Source organism: Mucilaginibacter sp. 5C4 (assembly GCF_034345625.1).
Classification (GTDB): Bacteria; Bacteroidota; Bacteroidia; order Sphingobacteriales; family Sphingobacteriaceae; genus Mucilaginibacter; species Mucilaginibacter aurantiaciroseus.
On sequence record NZ_CP133775.1, the window covers coordinates 1769143 to 1793082 of the forward strand.

Here is a 23940-nt window from a genome sequence, read left to right on the forward strand (position 1 = left end):
ACAATAAAAATCAAGGAAAGTGTTGGACTAACGTTGGATTTAAAAAATTAGGCTTTCAGATTTTACTATAAAATACTGATTATCAAGTGATAATATCGGAGTCGAATCGATGGCTTCTTGCATGCCAAGCATTTTTAGCGAAGTAATGTTACTGCTTCAATTAGCCAATTTTAGCTTTAATAATTGCATATCCTCACTCACTTTTGAATCCAGTATTTTGGCGTAATGCTGCGTTGTCCTGATGTTTTTATGACCGAGCATGTTACTTACACTTTTAATAGATACACCATTGGCTAAGGTTACGGAAGTTGCAAAGGTATGCCGCGCAATGTGAAAGGTCAATTCTTTATTAATTCCGCAAACATCCGCTATATCTTTTAAATAACTGTTCATTTTTTGGTTGTATAACACAGGCAGTACTTTATCCTGATCCGTACATTCCGGGTGATCTTCATATTTTGTGTAATTTGTAAGGCTTGTGTTAAAAGTGGTATCCGGGAAGCCGAATCGGTTTTTTGCCTTGTAGTGAAAATCCATTGTTGCCCGTCTATACCCTTAATAATTTCAGAGCGTTTAAGTTGTTTAACATCTATATAGGCCAACCCGGTGTAGCAACAGAAAATAAAATATATCTTTCACCTGCTCAATCCGCAAACTGGAATTGGTTTTAAGAGCCATTGTTTGCAATTCTTCTTTAGTCAGGTAATCCCGTGCCACTATTTTTACTTTAGGCTTATACTTGATAAACGGGTCTTTGTCGAGCCAACCATTATCAATACACATCAGGATGATTTTTTTAAAGTTCTTCATGTATTTTACTGTAGAGTTATTGGCACACTTGCGTGGATATTCCGGAAGGCTTGACCAGGCGATTCCGTAGGATGTAGAGCACCGATTTGTGTAACCACTTTAGAAAATGGCAATTAATAATCAATGAACTAACATGGTCAAAGTGTTTCTGAACCAACCGTTCGCTATTTCGGAACGAGGTGATTAATGGTTCCGGAATATCCAACTTGCCCTAATAATAGTAGGATTTACGTGCAATCTTTAAACCTGATGTATGAACGTTTTTATAATATGGAGGATATTTTCAATTAAATTTATAAATTTATAGCATAAAGGCATGTCTTTCGTAAAAGTCTATTGGCGGTGATATCAGGGAACGGTAGCGTTGTCGATACGGCAGGAAATTCGAAGCCAAAAAAACCTAATTCTATTTTTCGATTGAATGAAAACAAAAATATGGCTCAGTATTTTATCGCTTTTTTTTGGCAATTGGTGCTGGGCATATCACTATAAGGTTGAACCGGATAGCCTGCGGAACGAATTACTTAAATCGATAGCTGGTAAAAAACAGTTAAATGATACTGCCGATGTAAACAAATTAAATAAACTAGCCGTCGCCTATACCTCCAGCTACCCTGATAGTACCATTTATTACGGGCAAATGGCTACCCGTTTATCCCGCGATATAAACTATAGCAAGGGTATCGCGGATGGCTTACTGGCCTCAACCACCGTATACATCAACCAATCAAAATATGCTAAGGTCATAAAAAACCTGAAAGAAAGCATGACCTTGTACACCAGGGAAAATGACTTATTGGGCATCAGCAATTGTTATAAGCTTTACGGCAATTTGTATTACCAGTCAAGTGCCTATGATAAAGCTTTAATCTTTTATAATAAAACCCTGTCAATAAAACTTAAAATTAATGATTTGGCGGGTTTATCCCGCTTATATTTAAGCATGGGCAACAATTATGATAACCTTGGACACCCATCCACAGCGCTTGATTACTATTTTAAGGCACTTAATATCGATACTAAGCTTCATAACAAGAAAGCTATATCTGCAGATTATAATAACATCGGCGTTATGCTGCAAAACATGGAGATCTATCCGCAGGCGCTTTCTTATTTTACCCAGGCCTTAAAAACATGGACAAAAATGCACTCCGATGGTGGCATCTCTGTAGCCAAACAAAACATCGGCGAAGTGTTAATTGCCCAGGGAAAGTATGATGAAGCCATTAAGTACCTCACAGATGCACTTGCTATTAATCAAAAACAGGATGACAAGGATGGTATCAGTTCGGGCTATAATGATCTGGGCTTATGTTATATTTACAAAAAGCAAAACCAAAAGGCATTAAGTTACATACAACAGGCATTAAAAGTATCATCAGATAATAAGATAGATTATAACAAGGCAGCGACGCTGATCAATATTGCCTTGTATTACAACGTAAACCACGACTATTCCAAGGCATATAATTTTGCGCGGCAGGCCAAAATGCTTGCCGATCATATAGGTAGTGTTTTATTGCGTACTAATGCTGCTGTTCAATTGATTGAAACGCTTGGCGGGTTGAAATTATACGAGAAGGCGTTTATGGCCCAAAAGGATTTCGAAAAAATGAAGCGTACTTTCAAAAAGGACGAAAGTATTCAGAAGTTTACCTTATACATTACCGAATATAACTATGCCGAAAAACAACGGCAGCAAATCTTACAGCAAAAGGCAAGTGCATTATTGTATCAACAAAAACTGCATGATAAGGATTTGTTAAACATTATATTTTTTGTCATTATAGCCGCGGCATTGTTAATCGCTCTTATGTATTACCGGCAAAAGCAGCAGCAATTGCAGATAAATGCTCAGCTTAAGAACAAAAACAATGAGGTTTTAGAACAAAAGGTAAATATAGACCAGCAGGCCGACAAGTTAAATGACCTTAATAAGTTAAAAGATAAGCTGATATCCATTTTAGCGCATGACCTGCGATCGCCGTTAAGCACTTTGCGCGGCTTATTCGATCTCCTGTCCGACGAATCGATCAGTCACCAGGAAATGCTGAAAATGATTCCAACGGTGATACGAAAGCTTGACTATACATCCGATTTCCTGGATACGCTTTTGTTCTGGATCAATAGCCAGCTGGAAAACTTCAACAGCTCAGGCAAAAGTTTTTTAATTTACGATGTAATCCAATCAGAAGTTCGAGATCAGACCGAACAGGCTTTATTGAAAAATATAACTATGGTATGCGGCAGCAATTATGAATTACGGGCGCTCGCCGACCCTAATTCCATCAGGATAGTGATTCGGAATTTAATTACCAATGCCATCAAATTTTCGGGGGGAGGCGATGTTATCGAAGTGTCGGTAATTGAGCAAGATGAAAATGCGATGGTATCTGTGACAGATACCGGCGTGGGTATGTCGGCGGCGCGGGTAAAAAAGCTTTTTAAAAGTCAGGTAGACAGCAAATCAGGCACACTCAATGAATCTGGTACCGGCATGGGGCTGTTGCTTTGTAAAGACCTGATCGAAAACTGTAACGGCCGCATTTGGGTAACCAGCGAAGAAGGCGTTGGCACCAAATTCTTTTTTGTGATTCCGTTGCAAATAGTTGCAAACATCTATTGAACCGGCATCCGAAACTATAGATTTAACCGAGTAAGCTGGCCAATGAAACTTATTACTACAGATAAACAAACCTATTGCTAGGGTAGTTTGGGCAAAGCTTCAGGCAAGTTAGCTTTGGTGACCAAATCATCCAAATTAATGATGAATTGTATGAAATAATGCAGCATTACGCCAAAATTTTAGATTCTAAAGTAAGTGAGGATATGCAATTATTGAAACTAAAATTGGCCAATTGATTAGCAGTAACACATCTTTACCAAAGTGCATGGCATGTAAGAGATAATCGGTTCGACTCCGATATTTTCCACGTTGATAATCAGTATTTTAGATTAACTTGTGGAAATCTGTATTTTTTTTAGTCCAACATTAGTCCGATATTTTTATTGCGTTTTATTGATTCAACGGTGCGAAAAAGAAGAACAAGTAAGTTTTTAAGACAAAGCTTAAACCCGGAATAGCGATCCACTATTGAGGGTATATAGATACCTTCGCCATTAAATCTCAAAAGAAAATCCTTTTTCAGTTAATTTATCATAGACTATTTTGTCAAACCTAAAAAGTTTTGCGGCACGATGCGGCACATTTTGTTGGATTTCAAAGCTTGGTACCAATAAATTCATTTTAATTAATTTCCGTCTAAAATTCGGCTTGTCCAACTGTTTGCCTAAAATTGCTTCATAAAGCTCTTGAAGTTCTAATAAAGTGAACTTTTCTGGTAAAAGATTAAAACCTATTGGTTCATGCTGGACTTTATGTCTTAGAAATCGAAAACATTTATCTAAAATCTTATTGTGGTCAAATGCCATAATTGGTAATTTTCGCACATCAAACCATTGCGCATCTGACACCGTAATACCTGGATAAATTTCTAAATCCTCTGTATTTACCAACGCATAATAAGAAACTGTAATTACGCGCCTGTTTGGATAGCGGTTCACCTCGCCAAATGTTTGAAATTGTTCCAAATATATTTTTGCCACAGATGTTTGTGCCCTGAGTATATGGTATGCAGCGGCTTCCAGATCCTCATTATATTTTATCCAGCCTCCCGGCAAAGCCCATTCACCTTTTGTAAGCCCTTGTCCGTGTTTTACCAACAAGGCGTACAAAACCCCATGTTTAAATCCAAATACTACACAGTCAATTGAAAGTGCATCAATTATTTCGTCTGAAAATTCCATTTAATTTATATAATAGAAATACTAAGGGGTTAAATTATTAAAAATCTAAATATAGCCAAAGTTATGCTTACTAAAGCCCCTTTCATTACATAAGCTTCAAATAATGATGAGTGTTTTAATTTTTAAAATGCTGAATATCAGTATTATATGATATTTTTCATAAAATAGATTAGGAAAAATTTGGTTTTAATAATAGTTTTTAAATACCTTGTAGTCATATTAACCATAAGGCTTAATTCTTTAAGCGCAATTCATCCAATTACAAATTTAAAAAATTAATAAATTCAAGCGTATGGAGAAAAAATAACACAACCTATCCGGATTCATTTTAATTCAATTATTTGATATTCAATTAATTATTAAGTTCAATATAAATGGATTTTGGAATAATATTGTCCTAACCGTTCTAATAAACCCAATATTAACTCAAAACTTTAATCAATATGAAAAAATTAATTTACAAATTGAGTTGCGCCCTAATTTTAATGCTTTTTTCAGCAACTGCACTTTTTGCACAAAGTGTTACCTTAACAGGTAAGGTAACTAATAGTACAGGTGCTGTGATGCCTGGCGTAAGCATTTCGATTACAGGTACAACTAACGGAACAGTATCCGACTTAGATGGTTTCTATAAGCTTTCAATCCCAAATTCAGCTATTAATCCGACAATCAAGGTTTCATTTCTTGGTTATATAAGTCAGGAAGTCCCTGTTATGGGCAAAACTGTTGTAGATATTATTTTAAGTTCTTCTAATTCATCATTATCTGAAGTGGTAGTTATAGGCTATGGCACACAGTCCAAGCATAATTTAATTAGTGCAGTTGGAACAGTTAACTCTAAAACTATCGAATCTTTACCTGTATATCGGGTTGAGCAAGTATTACAGGGAACTGTCGCAGGAATTACAGTTACTCAAAATTCAGGATCACCAGGCTCGCCATTAACAATCCGCCTCAGGGGAACGGGTACTGCCGGTTTGGCCCAACCGTTATTCATAGTAGATGGACTGCAAGTACCAGATTTAAATTATTTAAATCCATCAGATATTGACAACATATCTATTTTAAAAGATGCAGCCGCTTCAGCAATATATGGTGCAAGAGGTGGGAATGGAGTGGTCTTGGTACAGACTAAAACTGGAAAGCGAAATGTCGATAAGCCATCAATATCATTAGACGCCTATCATGGGTATCAAAATCTTGGACACACCCCAGATCTAATGAACAGAGATCAATATGTGGCGTATTATAATGATTATCAAAAATTAAATAAAGGTACACCTATATCCGATGCTGACAAGGTAAAGTTGCCTAACACAAATTGGTATAAAGAGGTTTTTAAAAAAAATGTTCCGACATCAAACGCTAATTTATCGATCGCTAATGGTGGTAAAAATTATTCGTATTATTTATCAGGTGGTGATTTTAATCAGGATGGATTAGTTGGAGGTAAAGAAGGGAAATCTAATTATAATCGCAAAAATTTGAAGTTTAATTTTGAAACAGATGTATTTAAAAATTTAACAATTAAAGCAAGGGCTGATATTGTTGGAGCTACCAGGAATTTTCTGTTCGAAAATCAAGCAGGGCCTGGCTTGGCGGCATTAAATTTCATCCCTGCCTTGCCGCCAATTTACCCAGCTTTTGATCCAAATCATCCAAATGTGCCTTTCAACCCAGGGGATCTGTCGAACCCTATAAAAGTAAATGGAGTAACCCTACCAGCTGTTGGGGCTGTTACTAATCCATTTTTAGCATTATTATTAAATAATAACAGAGAAACTTCTAATATTAACGTTTATAATATTTCGGGGACATGGAAACCGATTGAAAATTTATCGATCACATCTTCCTATGCATATTATCAGGATAACTCCACTGTTAAAAGTTTTTATCCATCATTTGATTTTAGACCTATTCAAAATTTCTTCAACTCATTTGGAAGTTTAACTCAGTCAGATTACCACAGTTCTTATTCGCAGTGGGAAGGTAATGCGAAATACTCATTCGTAAAGATTAAAAACCAGGCTTTAGATTTGCTTGGTGGTTTTTCAGTATTAAGATCATCATCCAATGTAAGGTCACTATCGGGTTCAGACTTCTTTGTTAATACTTTTGACCAGGTTAACTTTGCATTGATCAGAGACCCTACAAAAATCGTAAATGCTATACCCGCAACTTCTGAAACGGGTTTATTATCCTATTATGGCAGGTTAAACTATAACTTTAAAGAAAAATATTTATTATCCGGCACGATACGAAGTGATGCATCATCATTATTTGGCCCTAAAAATAGAACGGGTATATTTCCTTCTGTTTCCGCAGGATGGATTGTTTCAGAAGAATCATTTCTAAAAAATTCTAAAGTTATTGATCTGTTAAAATTAAGAGCAAGTTGGGGTGTTAATGGTAATAACTTTATTAATCCATATCAGTACAGTACCATTGTTGACCCAAATTCCGGACCATCATTTGGAGGTCAAAACACATCAGGAATAAGTATTCCTTTCCTCGCAAATCCTTCTGTAAAATGGGAAAGAGTAGCACAGACAGGTTTGGGTGTTGATATTAGCATGTTTAACAATTCATTAGGTATTACTGTGGATTATTATAATAAGAAAAATTCTGACATACTAATACCAGTTGGTACCCCAATTTACACAGGATATAGTACAGCATCAGCTAATTCTGCCAGTGTAAAAAATACGGGTATAGAATTATTGATTGCATATCACAAAAGCTACACCAGTGGTTTTGCATGGAATGCCTCATTTAATATTGGAACAAATAAAAATGAAGTTACAAGTTTAGGGGCAAATGGTCAGCCATTAACAGGTGGAAATATAGGGTATATATTCAGCGATCCCATTACAAGAACTGATATTGGTCACCCAATTTCCAGTTTTTATGGCTTCAAGGTTGACCATTTGGATGCCAACGGAAATTTTGTATTTAAAGACATAAATGGTGATGGAAAAGTTGATAATAATGACAAGACATACATAGGAAACCCATTCCCTGATTTTACCTACGGTTCAACTTTGGGCCTTTCGTATAAAGGGTTTGATGTTAGTGCCTTTATTTATGGATCACATGGCAATAAAATTTATGATGCTACTGTAAGACTTGATGCCAGTTATGCAAACAGGCCGGTTTCTTATGGTCTGCCGGGTGCACCAAGAAACATTTTGGGATCAGGAGGTAGTGGTGATGTGCAAACATCTGTATCTGATTATTACGTAAGAGACGGATCGTTTGCAAAATTAAAAACCTTAAGTCTGGGTTACACTTTACCTTCATCCATACTACGATCAATCAGGCTATCTAACTTAAGAGTGTATGTTTCCGGCCAGAATATTTTTGTGATTACGAATTATAAAGGGATAGATCCTGAAATTGGTCAATCTTCTGCTGGTAATCAACTCGATATTGGTATCGACAGAGGATTCTATCCGCAGCCAAAAATTATTTTATTAGGCATTCAGGCTAAATTTTAACTTTAAAAATAACGAATATGAAAAATAATATATACAAAATTGGCACAACACTAATTGTTAGCTGCCTAATAGCATGTAATATCATCTCCTGCAAGAAGGATACGTTATTAAATAAGACACCAATCACTTCTTTAGATAATACAAAGGCCCTGAAGACAGAAGCCGATTACACAGCTCTTTTAAATTCAGCATATGATCCTTTTCAATGGCAAGTTTACAATGGGCCTCAAACACACATGTTTCCAGTAATGTGGCAGGATATAAGGGCAGATAACTGTATTTCACAATGGGCTAGTTATTGGACATTTGGGGCAGTTTTAGATGACCTTACAAAGATTCAAGCCAACAATACCAACATAACCGCAATGTGGAGAAAATGGTACACAGCAATTTCCAGGGCTAACACGGCAATAAATTTCATTTCAACATATAACGGATTTACTACGCCAGGTTTAAAAGAGCGTTTATTGGCAGAAGCAAAATTTGTTAGAGCTTTTTCTTACTTCGAATTGGTAAAACACTTTGGAGATGTTCCTTTGATAGTAACTTACATTGGAAGCACCAGTGATAACCTTAAGTTTCCTCGTACAGCCAAAGCAGACGTTTACTCCCAGATTGAAAAAGACTTGGGAGAAGCATATCCTATTTTGCCAGCTAACTATGCGGATGTCTCAGATAAAGGCAGAACAACTAAAGGAGCGGCCTTAACTCTTTTGGCGAAAGTAGAATTATATCAAAAGAAATGGGACAAAGTAAAAACATACACGGAGATGGTGATGGGTTTAGGATATCAGTTAGAAGCAAATTTCGCTGATAACTGGAGCCTTTCGAATGAATATGGCAAAGAGTCTATTTTCGAAATCGGGTACCAATCCGGTATCTACAACAATGCATTTGAATCCCCGGATGCCTTTAAAAACCAAGGATCAGCTTCTTACCAAATGTTTGGGTTTATACCTGCCGGTACAGGCGCATTTGGAAATAGTGTTCCAAGACAACAACTAATAGATTTATATAATAGTTCAGATCAGAGAAAAGATGCGACTTTTATAATTCCAACTACTTATTTACCGGACTTAGGGCAAACAGGATTTGATGCAGGAACACAATATTACCACTATTACTGGACGAATCCGGATGCTTTAGTTTCGCAGGCAAGCATGCGTAAATATTATATCCCTAAGTCAGTGGCAAAATCGTTGAGCAATCTTGGTAGTGACCCGTTAAATGAAAAAGTTTTCAGGTACGCAGATGTATTATTAATGCATGCCGAGGCTTCGATTATGGGAGCAGGCGGAGATGGCTTAGGATCTTTAAATCAAGTAATTCAAAGAGCTTATGGTAATGCGTCCCATAACCTATCGACTTATACATTGGCTGATGTTAAATTGCAAAGAAGACTTGAACTCGCTACTGAAGGTTGGGACCGATTTACGGATTTAGTGCGCTGGGGCGATGCGTCATCTGCCCTGGCGTTTAAACATTTTACTGTGGGAAGAGATGAATTATTACCTATTCCACAAGCAGAAATAGATATAGTTGGCTCAAATATATTGAAACAAAATCCTGGGTATTAACATGAATTAATATTTAATAAGAAGGGAAAATAAGAAATTATTAGGCCTTCTTATTAAATTATTTAAAAGTATGGAATTTTATTTAGCAGCTTTTGAACTAATTTCCATTTTGGTAATATTATTTTGTGATACCAAAACATAACATAGGGTTTTATTATCGCAGTAAGTCAATCAAGTTTCAAAAAACATCTTAATTTATATATGAAAATTAAAAACTTTTACACAATTTCAATAGCATTCACGGCTGCAATTGGTGGGTTTTTATTAGGCTTCGACGGCTCTGTAATATCAGGTGCTGCGCCGTTTTATAAATCATTTTTTAATTTAAACAATGATTCTCTTATTTTTGGTTTTTCTGTATCATGTATAATTTGGGGGGCTATTTTTGGCAATCTTTTTGCCGGAAAATTAAGCGATAAGTTTGGAAGAAAGCCCGCGTTACTATTGTCAGCTATTCTATTCTTATGCAGTTCACTCATAACGGCACTGGCGGGGAACATTACCATTTTCATTGCTGGAAGGATTATGGCCGGGGTTGGTGTGGGTATTGCCATTTTGTTGGCACCTGTTTACATAGCAGAAATAGCGCCACCTAAAAAACGTGGGTGGCTAGTCTCCTTTAACCAGTTACTTATTGTTATTGGCCTATCAGCAGCGTATTTTTCCAATTATTTCATTTTAAATGCAATTCATGATCCATTAATTAATTGGCGTTGGATGCTTGGTATAGAAGCTTTCCCCTCTTTATTATATTTCATTTTCCTATTTTTTATTCCTGAAAGCCCGAGATGGCTAATTATGAAAAACAAGGATGAAAAGGCAATAAGCATCTTGGAGGATATATGTGGTAAAGAACATGCCATTATTGAATATGATCATATAAAAAAATCGCTCCAGCACACAATCAATGCAAATACGCTTAGCCACGCAAAAGAATTTTTTTCCGGCAAAATGAAACTCACTCTTATTATAGGTTTTGGGTTGGCTATCCTTCAACAATTTTCCGGCATCAATGCTGTACTTTATTATGCCCCAATGATATTTGAATCAGCAGGCGGAGCCAGGGATACCGCATTTATGCAAGCAATAGTCTTGGGATTGGTATTTATGATAACGACCATCGCCTCAATGTTTTTTATAGATAAACTTGGAAGAAAGCCACTGCTTTTTGCAGGGGTTGGTATTATGTCCGTTTCACTACTTGTTACCGGATTTGCTTTTAAAAATGCTTCTTACACTATCAACATAGCTAGCATAAACAGCGTTGCTAATCAAATTTTTAAGGATGAGGTATTTCTGCAAGCAAAAAAAACGACCCCAGGTTTAATTACCTATAGTAAAATCAATCTAAATGGTGACTATGCAGAAGTTTTCTATGAAAATAACCCTTCGATACAAATCCCCTATGCCAACAGTAATTTATCAAAAGGCGTGGAAAATAGGAACCAATTTATTAAAGCGATAATTTCATTGAAAGGGCAAAAATTCAATGACGAATTAACATTTCTTGCTTCGGTAAAAAAGGTTTTAAAAACAAAGCAAAATATAGATCAATACTTATCCCTCGTGCTAAAAGAAAGTATTAATGTTAATTCCTTGCTCGTACTATTAAGTATTTTGGGATTCATTACCGGTTTTTCCATTTCTTTAGGGCCGGTTATGTGGGCTATGTTTTCAGAGATATTTCCAAACCATTTGCGTGGCTTTGCAATATCAGCTGTAGGAGTTGCTAATTCAATATCCAGTTTTTTGGTTGCCACATTCTTTCCGATACAATTAGCAACATTTGGGAGTAGTACCACCTATTTTATTTACGCAGGATTTATGATTTTTTGCTTTTGGTTCGTATGGAAATACGTCGTAGAAACTAAAGGGAAATCATTAGAAGAAATTGAAAAAGAATTAATTAAAGCATAATGAATGTTGTTAAAAATCCGATATTAAAAGGTTTTAATCCCGATCCTTCTATCATACGTGCGGGTGAAGGTTATTATATTGCTACCTCTACATTTGAATGGTTTCCTGGTGTCCAAATTCATCATTCAACCAACCTGCTGAACTGGGAACTAGTTTCAAGGCCGTTAAACAGCATATCAAAGCTGGACATGAAAGGCGTACCAGACTCATGTGGAGTTTGGGCTCCTTGCCTTTCGTATGATAATGGTACATTTTACCTTGTTTATTCCAATGTAAAATCTTTTGCCGGAGTTTGGAAAGACACGCCCAATTATTTAATCACAACGAATGATATTAAGGCAGAATGGTCCGATTCAGTTTTTTTAAATGCAAGTGGTTTTGATGGCAGCCTGTTCCATGATGATGATGGCAAAAAGTGGTATGTCACTATGCTTCTTGATCACCGAAAGGGGAAAATGTTTGGAGGTGTTATCCTACAGGAGTATAGTGCAGCCACAAAAACCCTAGTTGGCCCGGTGCATCATATTTTTAAAGGATCGTCGTTAGGCCTTACAGAAGGCCCGCATCTTTATAAAAAAGATGGATATTATTATTTGCTGACAGCAGAAGGTGGCACTGAATACGGACATGCAGCTACTATGACCCGGTCAAAAAATATTACCGGGCCTTATGAATTAGGCCCAAATCATCCATTTATCAGTTCTCGTGAGCATAAAGACTATTATTTACAAAAAAGTGGACATGCGGATTTGGTACAAACAAAGGCTGGAAATTGGCTGGCTGTTTTTTTAACTTCAAGACCGTTAAGTCCTCTTGGGTTGTGCATCCTTGGAAGGGAAACTTCCATTGAAACTGTCAATTGGGAAAAAGATAAATGGCCAATATTAGGAAGCGGAAGCAGTATTCCCCGTATTAATGTTGAAATAAAAGAATTTACTGCAGATGGGTTCACTGAAATTCCGTTTAAAGATGATTTTAATAGCAGTTATCTCAATATTCATTTTCAATCATTACGCATTCCTATAACCGAAGATTGGGCGTCCTTAAATGTCCGTCCCGGATTTCTTTGTTTATTTGGCCGGGAATCACTGAGTTCTATCCATGAACAAAGCCTGCTTGCAAGAAGAATACAAAGCCTAAAAATGGAGGCTGCTACTTGCCTGAACTTCTCACCAACTTCTTTTCAGCAAATGGCAGGATTAGTATGTTATTATAATACCGCACATTTTCACTATCTGCATATAAGCGCTAACGATAAAGGGCAACGTTGCCTACAGATTATCACCCACGATCATTTTGAACAGGTAGAGGCTTATGAAGAATCATTGACTTTGCCTGAAAATGGAGCAATTTATTTAAAAGTGGTGCTTAATGGGGCAGCGTTACAATTTTATTACGCCCTTAATGAAAAGGAGTGGATAAAAGCCGGCCCAGTACTTAATGCTGGGATTTTATCGGACGATTATGTACGGGAAGGAGGCAGCCGGTACCGCCCGGCTTTCACTGGTTCTTTTGTTGGGATATGTTGCCAGGACTTATCAGGGAAGAAAATTCCAGCTTATTTTGATTGGTTCAGTTATCAGGAAGACGAATATGAATTCCCTTCTTCTATCAAATATTCCACAAAAAAGGAAATCGTATGAGAAAGTTTTTTTTTACAAAAGCACTCTGTATTTTTTTTACATGTGTTTTGTTGTCATGTAATCGCCAATCAGTTAAAAATCAAACAACGGATAGTACCAGGTTGGCAAAGTTCGAACCCGCAAATGGGAAAGTAATTCTTTTTGTAGGTCAGGAACCCGAATCAATTGGGGGAACGAACTGTTACACCGATGGTTATTTTGATCATTTTCCAGCTCCAGGCGGATTTACTCAATATACTGATTTTTTGACTGGAATCAATGCCTACGGTTTAATACATAAAGGATTGGATGGCTTAACAACTTTGGATAATTGGGGCGATGGGCCAGAGAATATGTCTGTTACTGTTAAAAGTCCCCATTTAAAAAAATCATGTTTGGCAATTGGTTTGGATATTAGCCAGGGAAACGATAGCATAACAGCCGTAGGTGGTCATGATACCTTAATTTACAAGCTAGGCAACTGGCTCAAAGCCTTGGGTAATAGGCCTGTTTTTCTTAGGATTGGATATGAATTCGATGGTTTTGAATGGAATCATTACAAAAAAAAATTTTATATCCCTGCCTGGAGAAGGATTAAGAAAAAGTTGGATTCTATGGGAGTTAATAATGTAGCTTATGTTTGGCAATCAAAGGGAGCTGGTGCAAGCCGTAAGATTTTTAATGAATTTTACCCTGGGGATGAGTATGTTGATTGGGTGGCTTATTCATTTTTCACTGCCGCCGAAGAACATCACCCTATGCTGCAGTTTGCCAGAGATCATAAAAAACCGTTATTTATCGCAGAATCAAGTCCAGTTTTTTTAGATGCAAAGGGGGTATGTGTTGCCCTTGACTTAAGCAAACAGAAAGATGCTGAAAAGGCTTGGAAAGATTGGTTTGTACCTTACTTCCGCACAGTAAGGAATAACCCGGATGTTGTGAAGGCCGTACATTATATCAACTCTCCCTGGAAAACCAGGCCTTTGTGGAAAAACAATATTTATTTTAAGAATATCGATGCAAGAATCACTAAAAATGATTCATTAAAAGCATGGTGGTTAAAAGAAACTTCAAAAACTAAATATCTAAAGGCCTCAGATACATTATTCACATATCTACGGAATAGAAAATAATGGTTATGGAAAAATATAGACAATATGCAGAACAATTTTGGAAACAAGGATACCTAATTCTAGAAAATTTCTTTTCGCATGATATAATGGATGATGCGAACGAAAAGATCCTAAAGCATTACGGTATGAACCCAACATGGCAACATACCGATGAATTTATCACAAAATCTGCTGTAGAGGTAATACCCTGGTTTCCTTATCGGGAAGGGATTACCGATTTAGATACTATTGACCAAAACGAGGTTATGAACGCCATTACAGATGCCATAGTGAAAGATGGCTGGAAAAATTTGTATTGCATGGCTATGTTTTCAAAACAAGGTAGTATCGGTCAAGCATGGCATCAGGATAGCCCTCCGGAAAGTAAATCAGACTACAATTTAAACCGACTTGTTTACACACATGACATCGCCCATGAAACGGGTGGGGAAATTGTCATATATCCCCAAACACACAAAGCAGGGGCCATACCGACAGGTATTCCAGACGCTGATATTGATGGCCAAATAGTGTATGCACCCAAAAAGGGGACTTTGATTTTTTTGCATGGACATTGCTGGCACAGGGTCATGCCAATTAAGGGTGCTTACCGTGTATCTACCAATTTTAGAGCAATACCATTAGGAACACCAGATGACATTACCGACATATGCGTTTACCGGAATATGCGCTATAAATTTTCTACAAACGAAGTTGTAGAAACCCGTTAAAAAACATGAGAAAAGATAAGATCCGCTGGGGTATTTTGGGAGCAGGAGGAATTGCGCATGCCTTTGCTAGTGATTTTAAATTTATGCAACATGCAGAGTTGGTAGCCGTTGCTGCCAGTGATATAGATAGGGCAAGGTCTTTCGCCGCTCAATACCAAATACCGCAAGCTTTAAGTTATGAAAATCTGTACAACAGTAAGGATGTTGATGCAGTTTATATTGCAACTATACATCATTTACATTTTAAGCAAACCTTCCGGTGTTTAAAAATGGGGAAAGGAGTTCTATGTGAAAAACCAGTCACCATTAATGACAAAGAATTTAAAACCTTGGCAAGGATAGCCAAAAAGAAATCTGTTTTTTTAATGGAAGCAATGTGGACCTATTTTCTGCCCTCTCTTCAAAAAGCTAAGCAATGGGTTGATGAAGGTAGAATAGGTAATATTAAAGTAATTCAAGCGGATTTTTCCTACCCAATGGATAAGGAAATTCAAGCTAAACTGTTCGACCCCAATCTTGCAGGCGGCTCGCTTCTTGAATTAGGAATTTACCCTATTGCATTAGCTTATTATTTTACTGATAAGAAGCCTGAAAAAATCATGGCTTCAGGACAGCTTACACCAACGGGAGTAGATGAACGACTGGGCGTTATATTGCAATACGGGGATATAACAGCTACGTTATTTTCTTCCATTTCTACTCGCATGACTAATATGGGAAGAATATTTGGAGAAACTGGATATATAGAAATCCCCGATTTCTGGCGGGCATATGGCTGTACTTTATACAATAAAGATTACATCATCACAGAAACTTATGAAGATAAACGATCTTCTCATGGTTTTATTTATGAAATGCAGCATGCTAATGATTTGATACTTGCATGTAAATATGAGAGTACACTAATGCCACATTCCCGCAGTAATGCTATACAAGAAACTATGACAGAAATACGCAAACAAATAGGATTAGAATATCCTATGGAAAAGTAAAGTTTAATATGCGTAATAATAAAATGAAATTTTTTATTGACACCGCTAATCTTTTTCAAATTAAAGAAGCCAACGCATTCGGGATACTGGATGGTGTAACCACCAATCCATCGCTAATAGCAAAGGAAGGTATTGTAGGAAAAAAGCAATTCATAATCATTATAAGACCATTTGTGAAATTGTAGATGGCGATATAAGTGCGGAAGTAATTTCTACAGACTTTGAAGGCATTATATGGAAAGGAAAAGAGCTATATGCTTTACATGCAAATATTGTGGTGAAAGTCGCAATGATTAAAGAAGGAATAAAAGCTGTCAAAAATTTGTTACAACTCAGAGGAGCTAAAGAGTGCTTTTTCTCCGAAATAAATAAATACAAACCGGCTAAAAACAATAAAAAGGAAATTTTTTTAATAATTCAATGACCTAATATTTTGAACTCTTCGAATTAATTCTATTTGAGATATAGATTAGTTGATTTTAGTTGATTAAGCACTCTTCAAGGGGTGCTTTTTTTATGCATATAAAATTAGTTAATCCAGTTTTCGAGATATGTAGACAATAAATAGTCAGTCCTTAAAAAGTCAATAATAATATTGCACAGATATTTCTGTAGAAATAAGTATTTGGGAAAGTATCTGATTACTCCACATAAATAAAGCAAAAAGATGATTTTTCCATAGATTCATCATCCTTTTGAAATTCATTGCGGCAGCAGCCAGCATCACATTGATGTTATCGCCTTTGATGCCTATGTAAAAGTTACGACTTAAACGGTGATCTGCTTTCAGATGACCGTTTTTAGGTTCAATGGCAGCTCTGTTTGTAAAGCCTTCCTTCAACTTTGATTTTCGATAGTTCGTTACCAAAGGTTTTGGGCGTATGGATAAGGGTACCCTCGACTTCTTTTCTACCCCGGTAGCCCCGGTCAACGAAGGCTTCTTTGAGTTTATGGCCTGTAAGCCGCTGCTGTTGCTTGAGGGCTACATCAAGCGTATGTCCGTCGTAATCATTTCCCGGGATATTCAGCGACCCAATGATTACGCCACTATTTTGGGTGACCGTAATGGATACTTTACTGCCAAACTCATATTTCTTATGCTCTTTACCTTTGCTGATGCATACCACTTCCGGTTCGTGGAGGCTATAGACCTTGTTTTTGTCATGCCGCTTTTGCCCAAGTACCCGCTCGAATAACTCCAGTTCGCTGCTGTAACTTTCTGCAGGTAATGTTCTTTTTAGTTCTCTTACCAGTCTGCCAGCTATTGTTTTTACTTTTTTGTCTGCCTTAAGCTAAGAATTTGTTTTTTAGGGTTTCAGCAGTAACCATGCAATTTGCCTCGGTTAATAAACGGTGTGCTCATAAACCTGATTTTGCAGGTTGTCCAGATAAGCATTAAATGCCCTAATATCTTCTTCTGTGCCGTTGGCACGGCTTGCGCCTGTATTCTAACGGGAAGGTTCGCATTCACGTCCGGTGGTTGTTTCTGATCGTTTCCCGCTAACTGTGAGGCGAATGTAGATAGGCGCAGAGCCAGATTGGTAGTTTTTTGCTTCTTCATATAGAAGATTAAGCTGAAATTAGTTTTCATAATGTTTTTACATTAAAAAGTGAAACAAATTTAGCTTTGCAGATACGTCCAGTCAAGATGTTAAGCATGTTTTAACATGCTGTATATCAATTATTTATAATCTACTCGGTGAGTAGTAATGTATCCGAAATCTAATCACCGAATTACGCCCCTTTTTGCCGGGAATTGGTGTATAATTAAGGACTTTGACTAAAAAAACAAAAGCCTGCAATCATTTGATTTGCAGGCTTTTAGTCTGTTTTAACATTGAACTTAGTGGAGCCGGAGGGATTCGAACCCTCGTCCAAACATGGTATAAGTAAAGCTTTCTACATGTTTAGCTGTTATTTAATTGTAGGGACTATGGAAGGTTAACCGCTTACCTGTACCTTAATCCTTAGGTGTTTTGTTTCGCTTGCTTTCCACACCTTAAAGCAGGCTATTTCCGTTTTTCGATGCCCCGGTTGCCGATCCAACAGAACAGAAAACCGGCGGGACAAAAGCTATGCTAATTCTAAATTAGGCAGCTAAGGCGTAGTTATTTTCGCCATTTGTAAGTTTGAGCGTTCAGTTTTAAGCGCTAATTCACACAACGCGCTACATGCTTACTTAGTTATCTCCATCCTGTCAATTCCGGTCGACCCCATTTTTTTTGGGCCTGCTGTAGCAGTTTGCAGAACACAAATATACAGTATTTTGTTGGCAGTAGGCAGCTTGCAGTTCACATTTTAAAATTGTTTGCTGCCGGCCGCCAACTAAAAATCACTTATCCCACAACGTATTTTATTAAAGGTAGTTTGCTTAAAATATAAATTAAAAGCCATGCTATGGCGAAGCAGGCCAAAGCTATAAGCGGGATGCTAAGGGCAGGATTAAGAATAGTATAGTGAACATCCATCAGCTCAAAACCATTGAGTACTAATGGATGGCTTAAGTAAATGCCAAGGGTATATTTACTGGCATTATTCATCACTATGTTAACTGTTGGGTTAAGTTTTACAACCGTATGCTTTGCGATGAGGAACGCGCTGGCAGATAGCACCAGCACAAACGGGCCGATAGGTTCGTAAAATAAAGTGCTTAAGCCCTTGCCCTCAACTTCATCATAATAAGTGCCCGTGGCGATTATAGCCGTAAAAGCCACAAACAAAACCACGGCTATAAACAGCAATCCGCGGATGCAAAATTGTTTGTAGGTGAGATAATGCCCCAGTACCAGGTAGCCAATATAACCTGCAAAATTATGCAGGTCGACAGCGGTATCAAACCTGGTAAAGTACGGTTTACTGATGAGCATGGTAATAAACCAGATCGCCAGGAAATACAGGATTTCTTTTTCTGTAGCGTTGCGCACAAAACTGCTTAGGATCGGGATGAACAAGTACAAGCCAAACAATAGATATACATACCAAAGATGGTAGTAGCTGCCCAGTTTAAGGTTATGTAGAACCATTCGGATGTTTGTCCATGCATCTTTGGTGAAGTAAAACTCCTCGTTATTCCAGCGGTAGGTAATGTAGATGAGGCTCCAGAAAAGGAAGGGGATAATGAGCCTGCCAATACGTTTCTTCAGAAAATCCGTCAGTTCATATTTGCGATGGAGCAGCAGTGCACCCGTTATCATCACAAAAACCGGCACCGCAAAACGGACTACGGCATTATAAATATCGGCAGCCATCCACCAATTTAGCGGACTATCAGCATACTTAAAAAGCAGCGGCGAGGCGGTATGCAGTACGATCACCGCGAACATGGCTATCAGCCGCAGGTTGTTTATCCAACTGATGTTTTGGGTGCCGCCTTGCGTTATGCTGTCGCTGAATTTCAAGTTAGGTTTGAGTTAATTAATCAATATAATTGATATGAAAGCATAAACGCTAAGCAGCATAAAATGTCGCTTAGCGTTTATATATAATTAGTTGTTATGCCTACTGCAACTGTTTACGGCCAACTAAACTCGTCCAGGGTATTGCTTTAAGCCTTCGGCTAAACATTCCATGGCTTTGTTCAGGTCGTCGTTATTTAATACGTAAGCCATGCGTACTTCGTTTAACCCTGCGCCTTTGGTGCTGTAAAAGCCGGTTGCAGGTGCCATCATTACCGTTTGGTTGTTGTGGCTAAAGCTTTCCAGCATCCACTGGCAAAACTTATCCGAGTTATCGATCGGGAATTTTGCTACCACGTAAAACGCGCCGCCCGGATTGGGGCAGTACACACCTTCAATTTTATTAAGAGCGGTAACCAGCGTATCGCGGCGTTTAGTGTATTCTTTATTTACGGCGGTAAAGTATTCGTCGGGGGTATCAACGGCTGCTTCGCCGGCAATTTGCTCAACCATACCTGCTGACAAGCGTGCCTGGGCAAACTTTAATCCCGCTACCAACACAGCTTTGTTCTTAGTGATCAAACAACCTAAACGGGCGCCGCATGCGCTATAACGCTTGCTTACGGTGTCCATTACAATCACATTTTCATCCAAACCGCTCAGGTGCATAGGCGATATAAACTTGCGGCCATCATAGCAAAACTCGCGGTATGCTTCGTCGCTAAACAGGTACAGGTCGTATTTCAGGGCAAGTTCTTTCAAAGCGTCCAATTCTTCCAGCGAGTATAAATAGCCGGTTGGGTTATTGGGATTGCAAATGATGATCGCCTTGGTTTTATCTGTTATCAATTTCTCAAACTCGCTGATCGGCGGCAACGCGAAACCGTTATCGATATATGATAAAATTGGTTTTACCACAATATCACTTTGGTTTGCAAAACCATTATAGTTGGCGTAAAATGGTTCGGGGATAATTACCTCGTCGCCCGGGTCAAGGCAGGCCATCATACCAATGGTAATGGCTTCAGATCCGCCGGTGGTAACAATAATATTGTCGGGCGTAATATTGTAGCCCAGTTTGTTATAGTATTCGGTTAGTTTTTTGCGATAGCTTAAAGTGCCTTCAGATGGCGTGTACGCCCACACCTTAAAATCGATGTTTTTGATCGCGTTTAGCATACCTTCCGGGGTCTCAATATCCGGCTGGCCTATGTTTAAGTGATATACTTTTTTCCCTTCAAGCTTAGCTTTATCGGCAAAGGGCGTTAATTTACGAATAGGAGAGGCGGGCATGCGCTGCCCTTTTTCAGATATTTTTGGCATGGGGCAAAATTAGTAAAAAAAAGCCCCTTCTGTATCTCCCCCGGGAGGGGAGAATTAAAAATTTTCTTTAAGCCCCTCTCCCTCGGAGATGAGTCGGGGTGAGGCCACAAAAAAGGCACCCATTTATGGATGCCTTAATTTTTTTAGCCCTCCCTTCCGCGGAGGTTTTGAGTGGAGCTGCCTTCTTATTTGCTGCTAACCGGTGCTTTTGCAACCACTTCACCCACAATATTTAAATATTTTGTTGGGGTTTTAGCGTTTGATGTTACCACAATGGTTTTGTTAAAAGCCGAGGCTACAGCTGCGTTATAAGTAATTTTGATCGAGCCTTTTGCGCCTGCTAATACAGGTGTTTTGGTGTAATCGGCAATGGTACAACCGCAGGTAGGTTTTACCTCTGTTAAAATAAGGGGCTCTTTACCAACGTTAGTAAATTCAAACACAGTGGTTACCGGGGTTCCTTGTGCAATTTTACCAAAATCGTGTTTCTCTTCGTTGAATTTAAACTCGGCTTTTGTGTCGGTTTGGGCAGATGCATTAAAGGCAAAGCCTAAAACCACCGCGCATATCAGTAATATTTTTTTCATGGTTACGTGTTTGATTAACACAAATATAAAAGGTTTAACGTAAATACAAAACTATTGTAAAAACTATATGTTTTACACTAACCAATACAAATAACAAAATAGAATTTCCTAATTTTACCGCCTAAACAAAATTTTATATGCCCGAAACTGTATTGAACACAGGCAACACCGAAAATGCTGCCGAACTCAGTTTTGACGATTTTAGAAAAATTGTAATTGATGATTACCGCGTTGGTTACGAGAGCCGCCAGGCCAGTATTATTGGCAGGCGCGAGGTTCTAACAGGTAAGGCCAAGTTTGGTATTTTTGGCGACGGCAAAGAAGTCGCCCAACTGGCTATGGCCAAAGCTTTTAAAAAGGGCGACTGGCGAGCGGGATACTATCGCGACCAAACTTTTATGTTCGCCACCGGCATGAGCAACCTTAAAGAGTTTTTTGCCCAGCTATACGCCAACCCCGATATTGAGAAAGACCCTGCATCTGCCGGAAGGCAAATGAACTGCCACTACGCTACACGCTATGTTGATGCAGACGGTAACTGGACAAACCAGGCCGAAACCATGAACTGTGCCGCGGATATATCTACCACCGGCGGCCATATGCCGCGTTTGCTTGGTTTGGCTTATGCCTCAAAACTATACCGTCAAAATAAAGAACTGGAGTACCTGAAGAACTTTTCGGTAAATGGTAACGAGGTTGCTTTTGGTACTATAGGCAACGGTTCAACGTCCGAAGGTTTATTTTTTGAGACCTTTAATGCTGCAGGTGTTTTACAGGTGCCCATGGCTATTTCTGTTTGGGATGATGCCTACGCCATATCTGTACCGGCAAAGCTGCAAACTACAAAAGAAGATATATCCGAAGTGCTTAAGGGTTTCCAAAGGGATGCCAAAGGCAACGGGTACGAGATATTTAAAGTACGCGGATGGGATTACGTCGCCCTTTGCGAAACTTACGAACGCGCCATCAAAATTTGCCGCGAAGAGCATGTGCCGGTATTGATCCACGTAGTGGAAATGACCCAGCCGCAAGGCCACTCAACATCGGGCAGCCACGAGCGTTATAAATCTAAAGACCGCCTGGCCTGGGAAGAAGAACACGATTCCCTGCTGCAAATGCGTAAATGGATGATTGAAACAGCCATTGCTACTGGCGAAGAGATTGACGCATTAGAGGCAGAAGCTAAAAAGCACGTGCGTAATTGCCAGCGCGAAGCCTGGAGCGAATTAGAGAACGAGATAAAAGCGGAAATGGCCGAGGCTGTTTACCTGATAGACAAGATCGCGCAGCAATCTGCACAACGCGATGAGTTATTAGGTTTAATGTCGGGCCTGCAAACTTGTGTTGACCCGGGCCGCCGTGATACTATTGCCTGCATCCGTAAAGTATTACGCTTAACGGTTAAAGAAAACAGCGATGGCCGCCAAAATCTGGTAAACTATTTGGCTGCCGAAAAAGGTAAAAATACCGAACGCTTTAACTCAAAACTATTTACCGATACCCCAAAATCGCCATTGTACGTGCCAGTTATTGCACCGACTTATGATGACGATGCCAAAGTAATGGATGGACGCGAAGTGTTGAACGCCTGCTTTGATGCTAACTTCGAACGCGATAAATCTATTGTTGCTTTCGGTGAAGATGTTGGTGCCATAGGCGATGTTAATCAGGGATTTGCCGGTTTACAAACCAAATATACCGACCTGCGCATTACAGATACCGGCATCCGCGAAGCGACTATTATTGGACAGGGAATGGGCTTAGCCATGCGTGGCTTACGCCCAATTGCGGAGATCCAGTATCTGGATTACCTGCTGTATTCTATCACCGTTTTAAGTGATGACTTGGCAAGCCTTAGCTACCGTACCCGCGGCGGGCAGCGCGCACCGCTTATTGTGCGTACACGTGGCCACCGTTTAGAGGGTATCTGGCACTCGGGTTCGCCACTTGGTTTTATACTGAATGCGCTGCGTGGTATGCACATCTGCGTTCCGCGCGATATGACCCAGGCTGCCGGCATGTACAATACCCTGCTGCGTGGCGATGAACCTGCACTGGTTATTGAATGCCTTAACGGTTACCGCTTAAAAGAAAAATTACCTGCCAACGTTGGCGAGTTTACCGTGCCATTAGGCAAGGCCGAGATATTGAAAGAAGGTACAGACGTTACCGTAATTACCTACGGCTCTACCCTGCGCATAGTAATGGAAGCTGCCGAGGAGCTAAGCAAAATGGGGATCAATATAGAAGTGATAGATCCGCAAACACTTTATCCTTTCGACACTGAAAACCTTTGTGGTAAATCGCTACAGAAAACAAATAAGCTTTTGGTGGTTGATGAAGACCTGCCGGGTGGTGGTTCTGCATTCATCCTGCAAAAAGTTATCGAGGCGCAAAACGGCTACTATTCGCTTGATTCGCAACCCAAAACCCTTTGCGGCGCCGAACACAGGCCACCATATGGCTCAGATGGCGACTACTTTAGCAAACCATCACATGATGATGTAATTGAAACCGTTTACAAAATGATGAACGAAGCTAACCCGGGTAAATATCCGGCCATATTTTAA

Annotated in this window: 18 protein-coding genes, 1 other RNA gene and 1 pseudogene; 10 read left to right on the forward strand and 10 right to left on the reverse strand. The window is 38.9% G+C overall.

All coding sequences use genetic code 11. From position 1 onward, the window contains the following. Positions 1 to 156: 156 nt before the first annotated feature. Both RHM67_RS08325 and RHM67_RS08330 read right to left on the reverse strand, forming a co-directional pair. Positions 157 to 537 (reverse strand): tyrosine-type recombinase/integrase, encoded by a 381-nt coding sequence (locus RHM67_RS08325; protein ID WP_322231670.1) that lies wholly within the window; start codon positions 535 to 537, stop codon positions 157 to 159. 45 nt (positions 538 to 582) lie between these two features. Then, positions 583 to 873: a phage integrase SAM-like domain-containing protein gene (locus RHM67_RS08330; protein WP_322232181.1), complete on the reverse strand. Its 291-nt coding sequence runs from the start codon at positions 871 to 873 to the stop codon at positions 583 to 585. A gap of 358 nt (positions 874 to 1231) precedes the next feature. Here RHM67_RS08330 and RHM67_RS08335 point away from each other — a divergent pair, with 358 nt between their 5' ends. Beyond that, positions 1232 to 3436, forward strand: a complete 2205-nt coding sequence (locus RHM67_RS08335) for a tetratricopeptide repeat protein (RefSeq protein WP_322231671.1) — start codon at positions 1232 to 1234, stop codon at positions 3434 to 3436. A 494-nt stretch (positions 3437 to 3930) separates the two neighbouring features. Here the strand turns inward: RHM67_RS08335 and RHM67_RS08340 are convergent, their stop codons facing one another. Beyond that, complete coding sequence (locus RHM67_RS08340; RefSeq protein WP_322231672.1) at positions 3931 to 4617, reverse strand: NUDIX hydrolase; 687 nt, start codon at positions 4615 to 4617, stop codon at positions 3931 to 3933. Positions 4618 to 5060: 443 nt separating this feature from the next. Here RHM67_RS08340 and RHM67_RS08345 point away from each other — a divergent pair, with 443 nt between their 5' ends. The 8 genes and pseudogenes from RHM67_RS08345 to RHM67_RS20605 all read left to right on the forward strand — a co-directional run. After that, a complete protein-coding gene (locus tag RHM67_RS08345) occupies positions 5061 to 8114 on the forward strand; it encodes a TonB-dependent receptor (protein WP_322231673.1) in 3054 nt (1017 codons plus the stop codon). Between the two features lie 17 nt (positions 8115 to 8131). After that, a complete protein-coding gene (locus RHM67_RS08350; RefSeq protein WP_322231674.1) occupies positions 8132 to 9691 on the forward strand; it encodes a RagB/SusD family nutrient uptake outer membrane protein in 1560 nt (519 codons plus the stop codon). 201 nt (positions 9692 to 9892) lie between these two features. Next, positions 9893 to 11608 (forward strand): sugar porter family MFS transporter, encoded by a 1716-nt coding sequence (locus RHM67_RS08355; RefSeq protein WP_322231675.1) that lies wholly within the window; start codon positions 9893 to 9895, stop codon positions 11606 to 11608. Further along, positions 11608 to 13251, forward strand: a complete 1644-nt coding sequence (locus tag RHM67_RS08360; protein ID WP_322231676.1) for a glycoside hydrolase family 43 protein — start codon at positions 11608 to 11610, stop codon at positions 13249 to 13251. The genes RHM67_RS08355 and RHM67_RS08360 overlap by 1 nt, the downstream gene beginning before the upstream one ends. Next, complete coding sequence (locus RHM67_RS08365; protein WP_322231677.1) at positions 13248 to 14363, forward strand: glycosyl hydrolase; 1116 nt, start codon at positions 13248 to 13250, stop codon at positions 14361 to 14363. The genes RHM67_RS08360 and RHM67_RS08365 overlap by 4 nt, the downstream gene beginning before the upstream one ends. Positions 14364 to 14368: 5 nt before the next feature. Continuing rightward, positions 14369 to 15073, forward strand: a complete 705-nt coding sequence (locus RHM67_RS08370) for a phytanoyl-CoA dioxygenase family protein (protein WP_322231678.1) — start codon at positions 14369 to 14371, stop codon at positions 15071 to 15073. Positions 15074 to 15078: 5 nt separating this feature from the next. Beyond that, on the forward strand, positions 15079 to 16065 hold the full coding sequence (locus RHM67_RS08375; protein ID WP_322231679.1) for a Gfo/Idh/MocA family oxidoreductase: 987 nt from the start codon (positions 15079 to 15081) through the stop codon (positions 16063 to 16065). Between the two features lie 23 nt (positions 16066 to 16088). Further along, a pseudogene (locus RHM67_RS20605) lies at positions 16089 to 16390 on the forward strand (transaldolase family protein); the annotation flags it as partial. Positions 16391 to 16648: 258 nt separating this feature from the next. Here the strand turns inward: RHM67_RS20605 and RHM67_RS08390 are convergent. The 7 genes from RHM67_RS08390 to RHM67_RS08420 form a co-directional block, all read right to left on the reverse strand. Then, positions 16649 to 16906, reverse strand: a complete 258-nt coding sequence (locus tag RHM67_RS08390) for a transposase (protein WP_322231681.1) — start codon at positions 16904 to 16906, stop codon at positions 16649 to 16651. Continuing rightward, positions 16872 to 17192: a transposase gene (locus RHM67_RS20610; RefSeq protein ID WP_369124771.1), complete on the reverse strand. Its 321-nt coding sequence runs from the start codon at positions 17190 to 17192 to the stop codon at positions 16872 to 16874. The genes RHM67_RS08390 and RHM67_RS20610 overlap by 35 nt, the downstream gene beginning before the upstream one ends. Before the next feature lie 321 nt (positions 17193 to 17513). After that, complete coding sequence (locus RHM67_RS20615) at positions 17514 to 17588, reverse strand: hypothetical protein (protein ID WP_369124854.1); 75 nt, start codon at positions 17586 to 17588, stop codon at positions 17514 to 17516. 321 nt (positions 17589 to 17909) lie between these two features. Continuing rightward, positions 17910 to 18280: a transfer-messenger RNA gene (gene ssrA / locus RHM67_RS08405) on the reverse strand. A 121-nt stretch (positions 18281 to 18401) separates the two neighbouring features. Next, a complete protein-coding gene (locus tag RHM67_RS08410; protein ID WP_322231684.1) occupies positions 18402 to 19463 on the reverse strand; it encodes an acyltransferase in 1062 nt (353 codons plus the stop codon). 123 nt (positions 19464 to 19586) lie between these two features. Beyond that, positions 19587 to 20783 carry a pyridoxal phosphate-dependent aminotransferase gene (locus tag RHM67_RS08415; protein WP_322231685.1) on the reverse strand — a complete coding sequence of 399 codons (1197 nt, stop codon included), beginning with the start codon at positions 20781 to 20783 and terminating at the stop codon, positions 19587 to 19589. A 185-nt stretch (positions 20784 to 20968) separates the two neighbouring features. After that, positions 20969 to 21370, reverse strand: a complete 402-nt coding sequence (locus RHM67_RS08420) for a DUF1573 domain-containing protein (RefSeq protein WP_252758404.1) — start codon at positions 21368 to 21370, stop codon at positions 20969 to 20971. A 137-nt stretch (positions 21371 to 21507) separates the two neighbouring features. Between RHM67_RS08420 and RHM67_RS08425 the strand changes: the two genes are divergently transcribed. Then, positions 21508 to 23940 (forward strand): alpha-ketoacid dehydrogenase subunit alpha/beta, encoded by a 2433-nt coding sequence (locus tag RHM67_RS08425; protein ID WP_322231686.1) that lies wholly within the window; start codon positions 21508 to 21510, stop codon positions 23938 to 23940.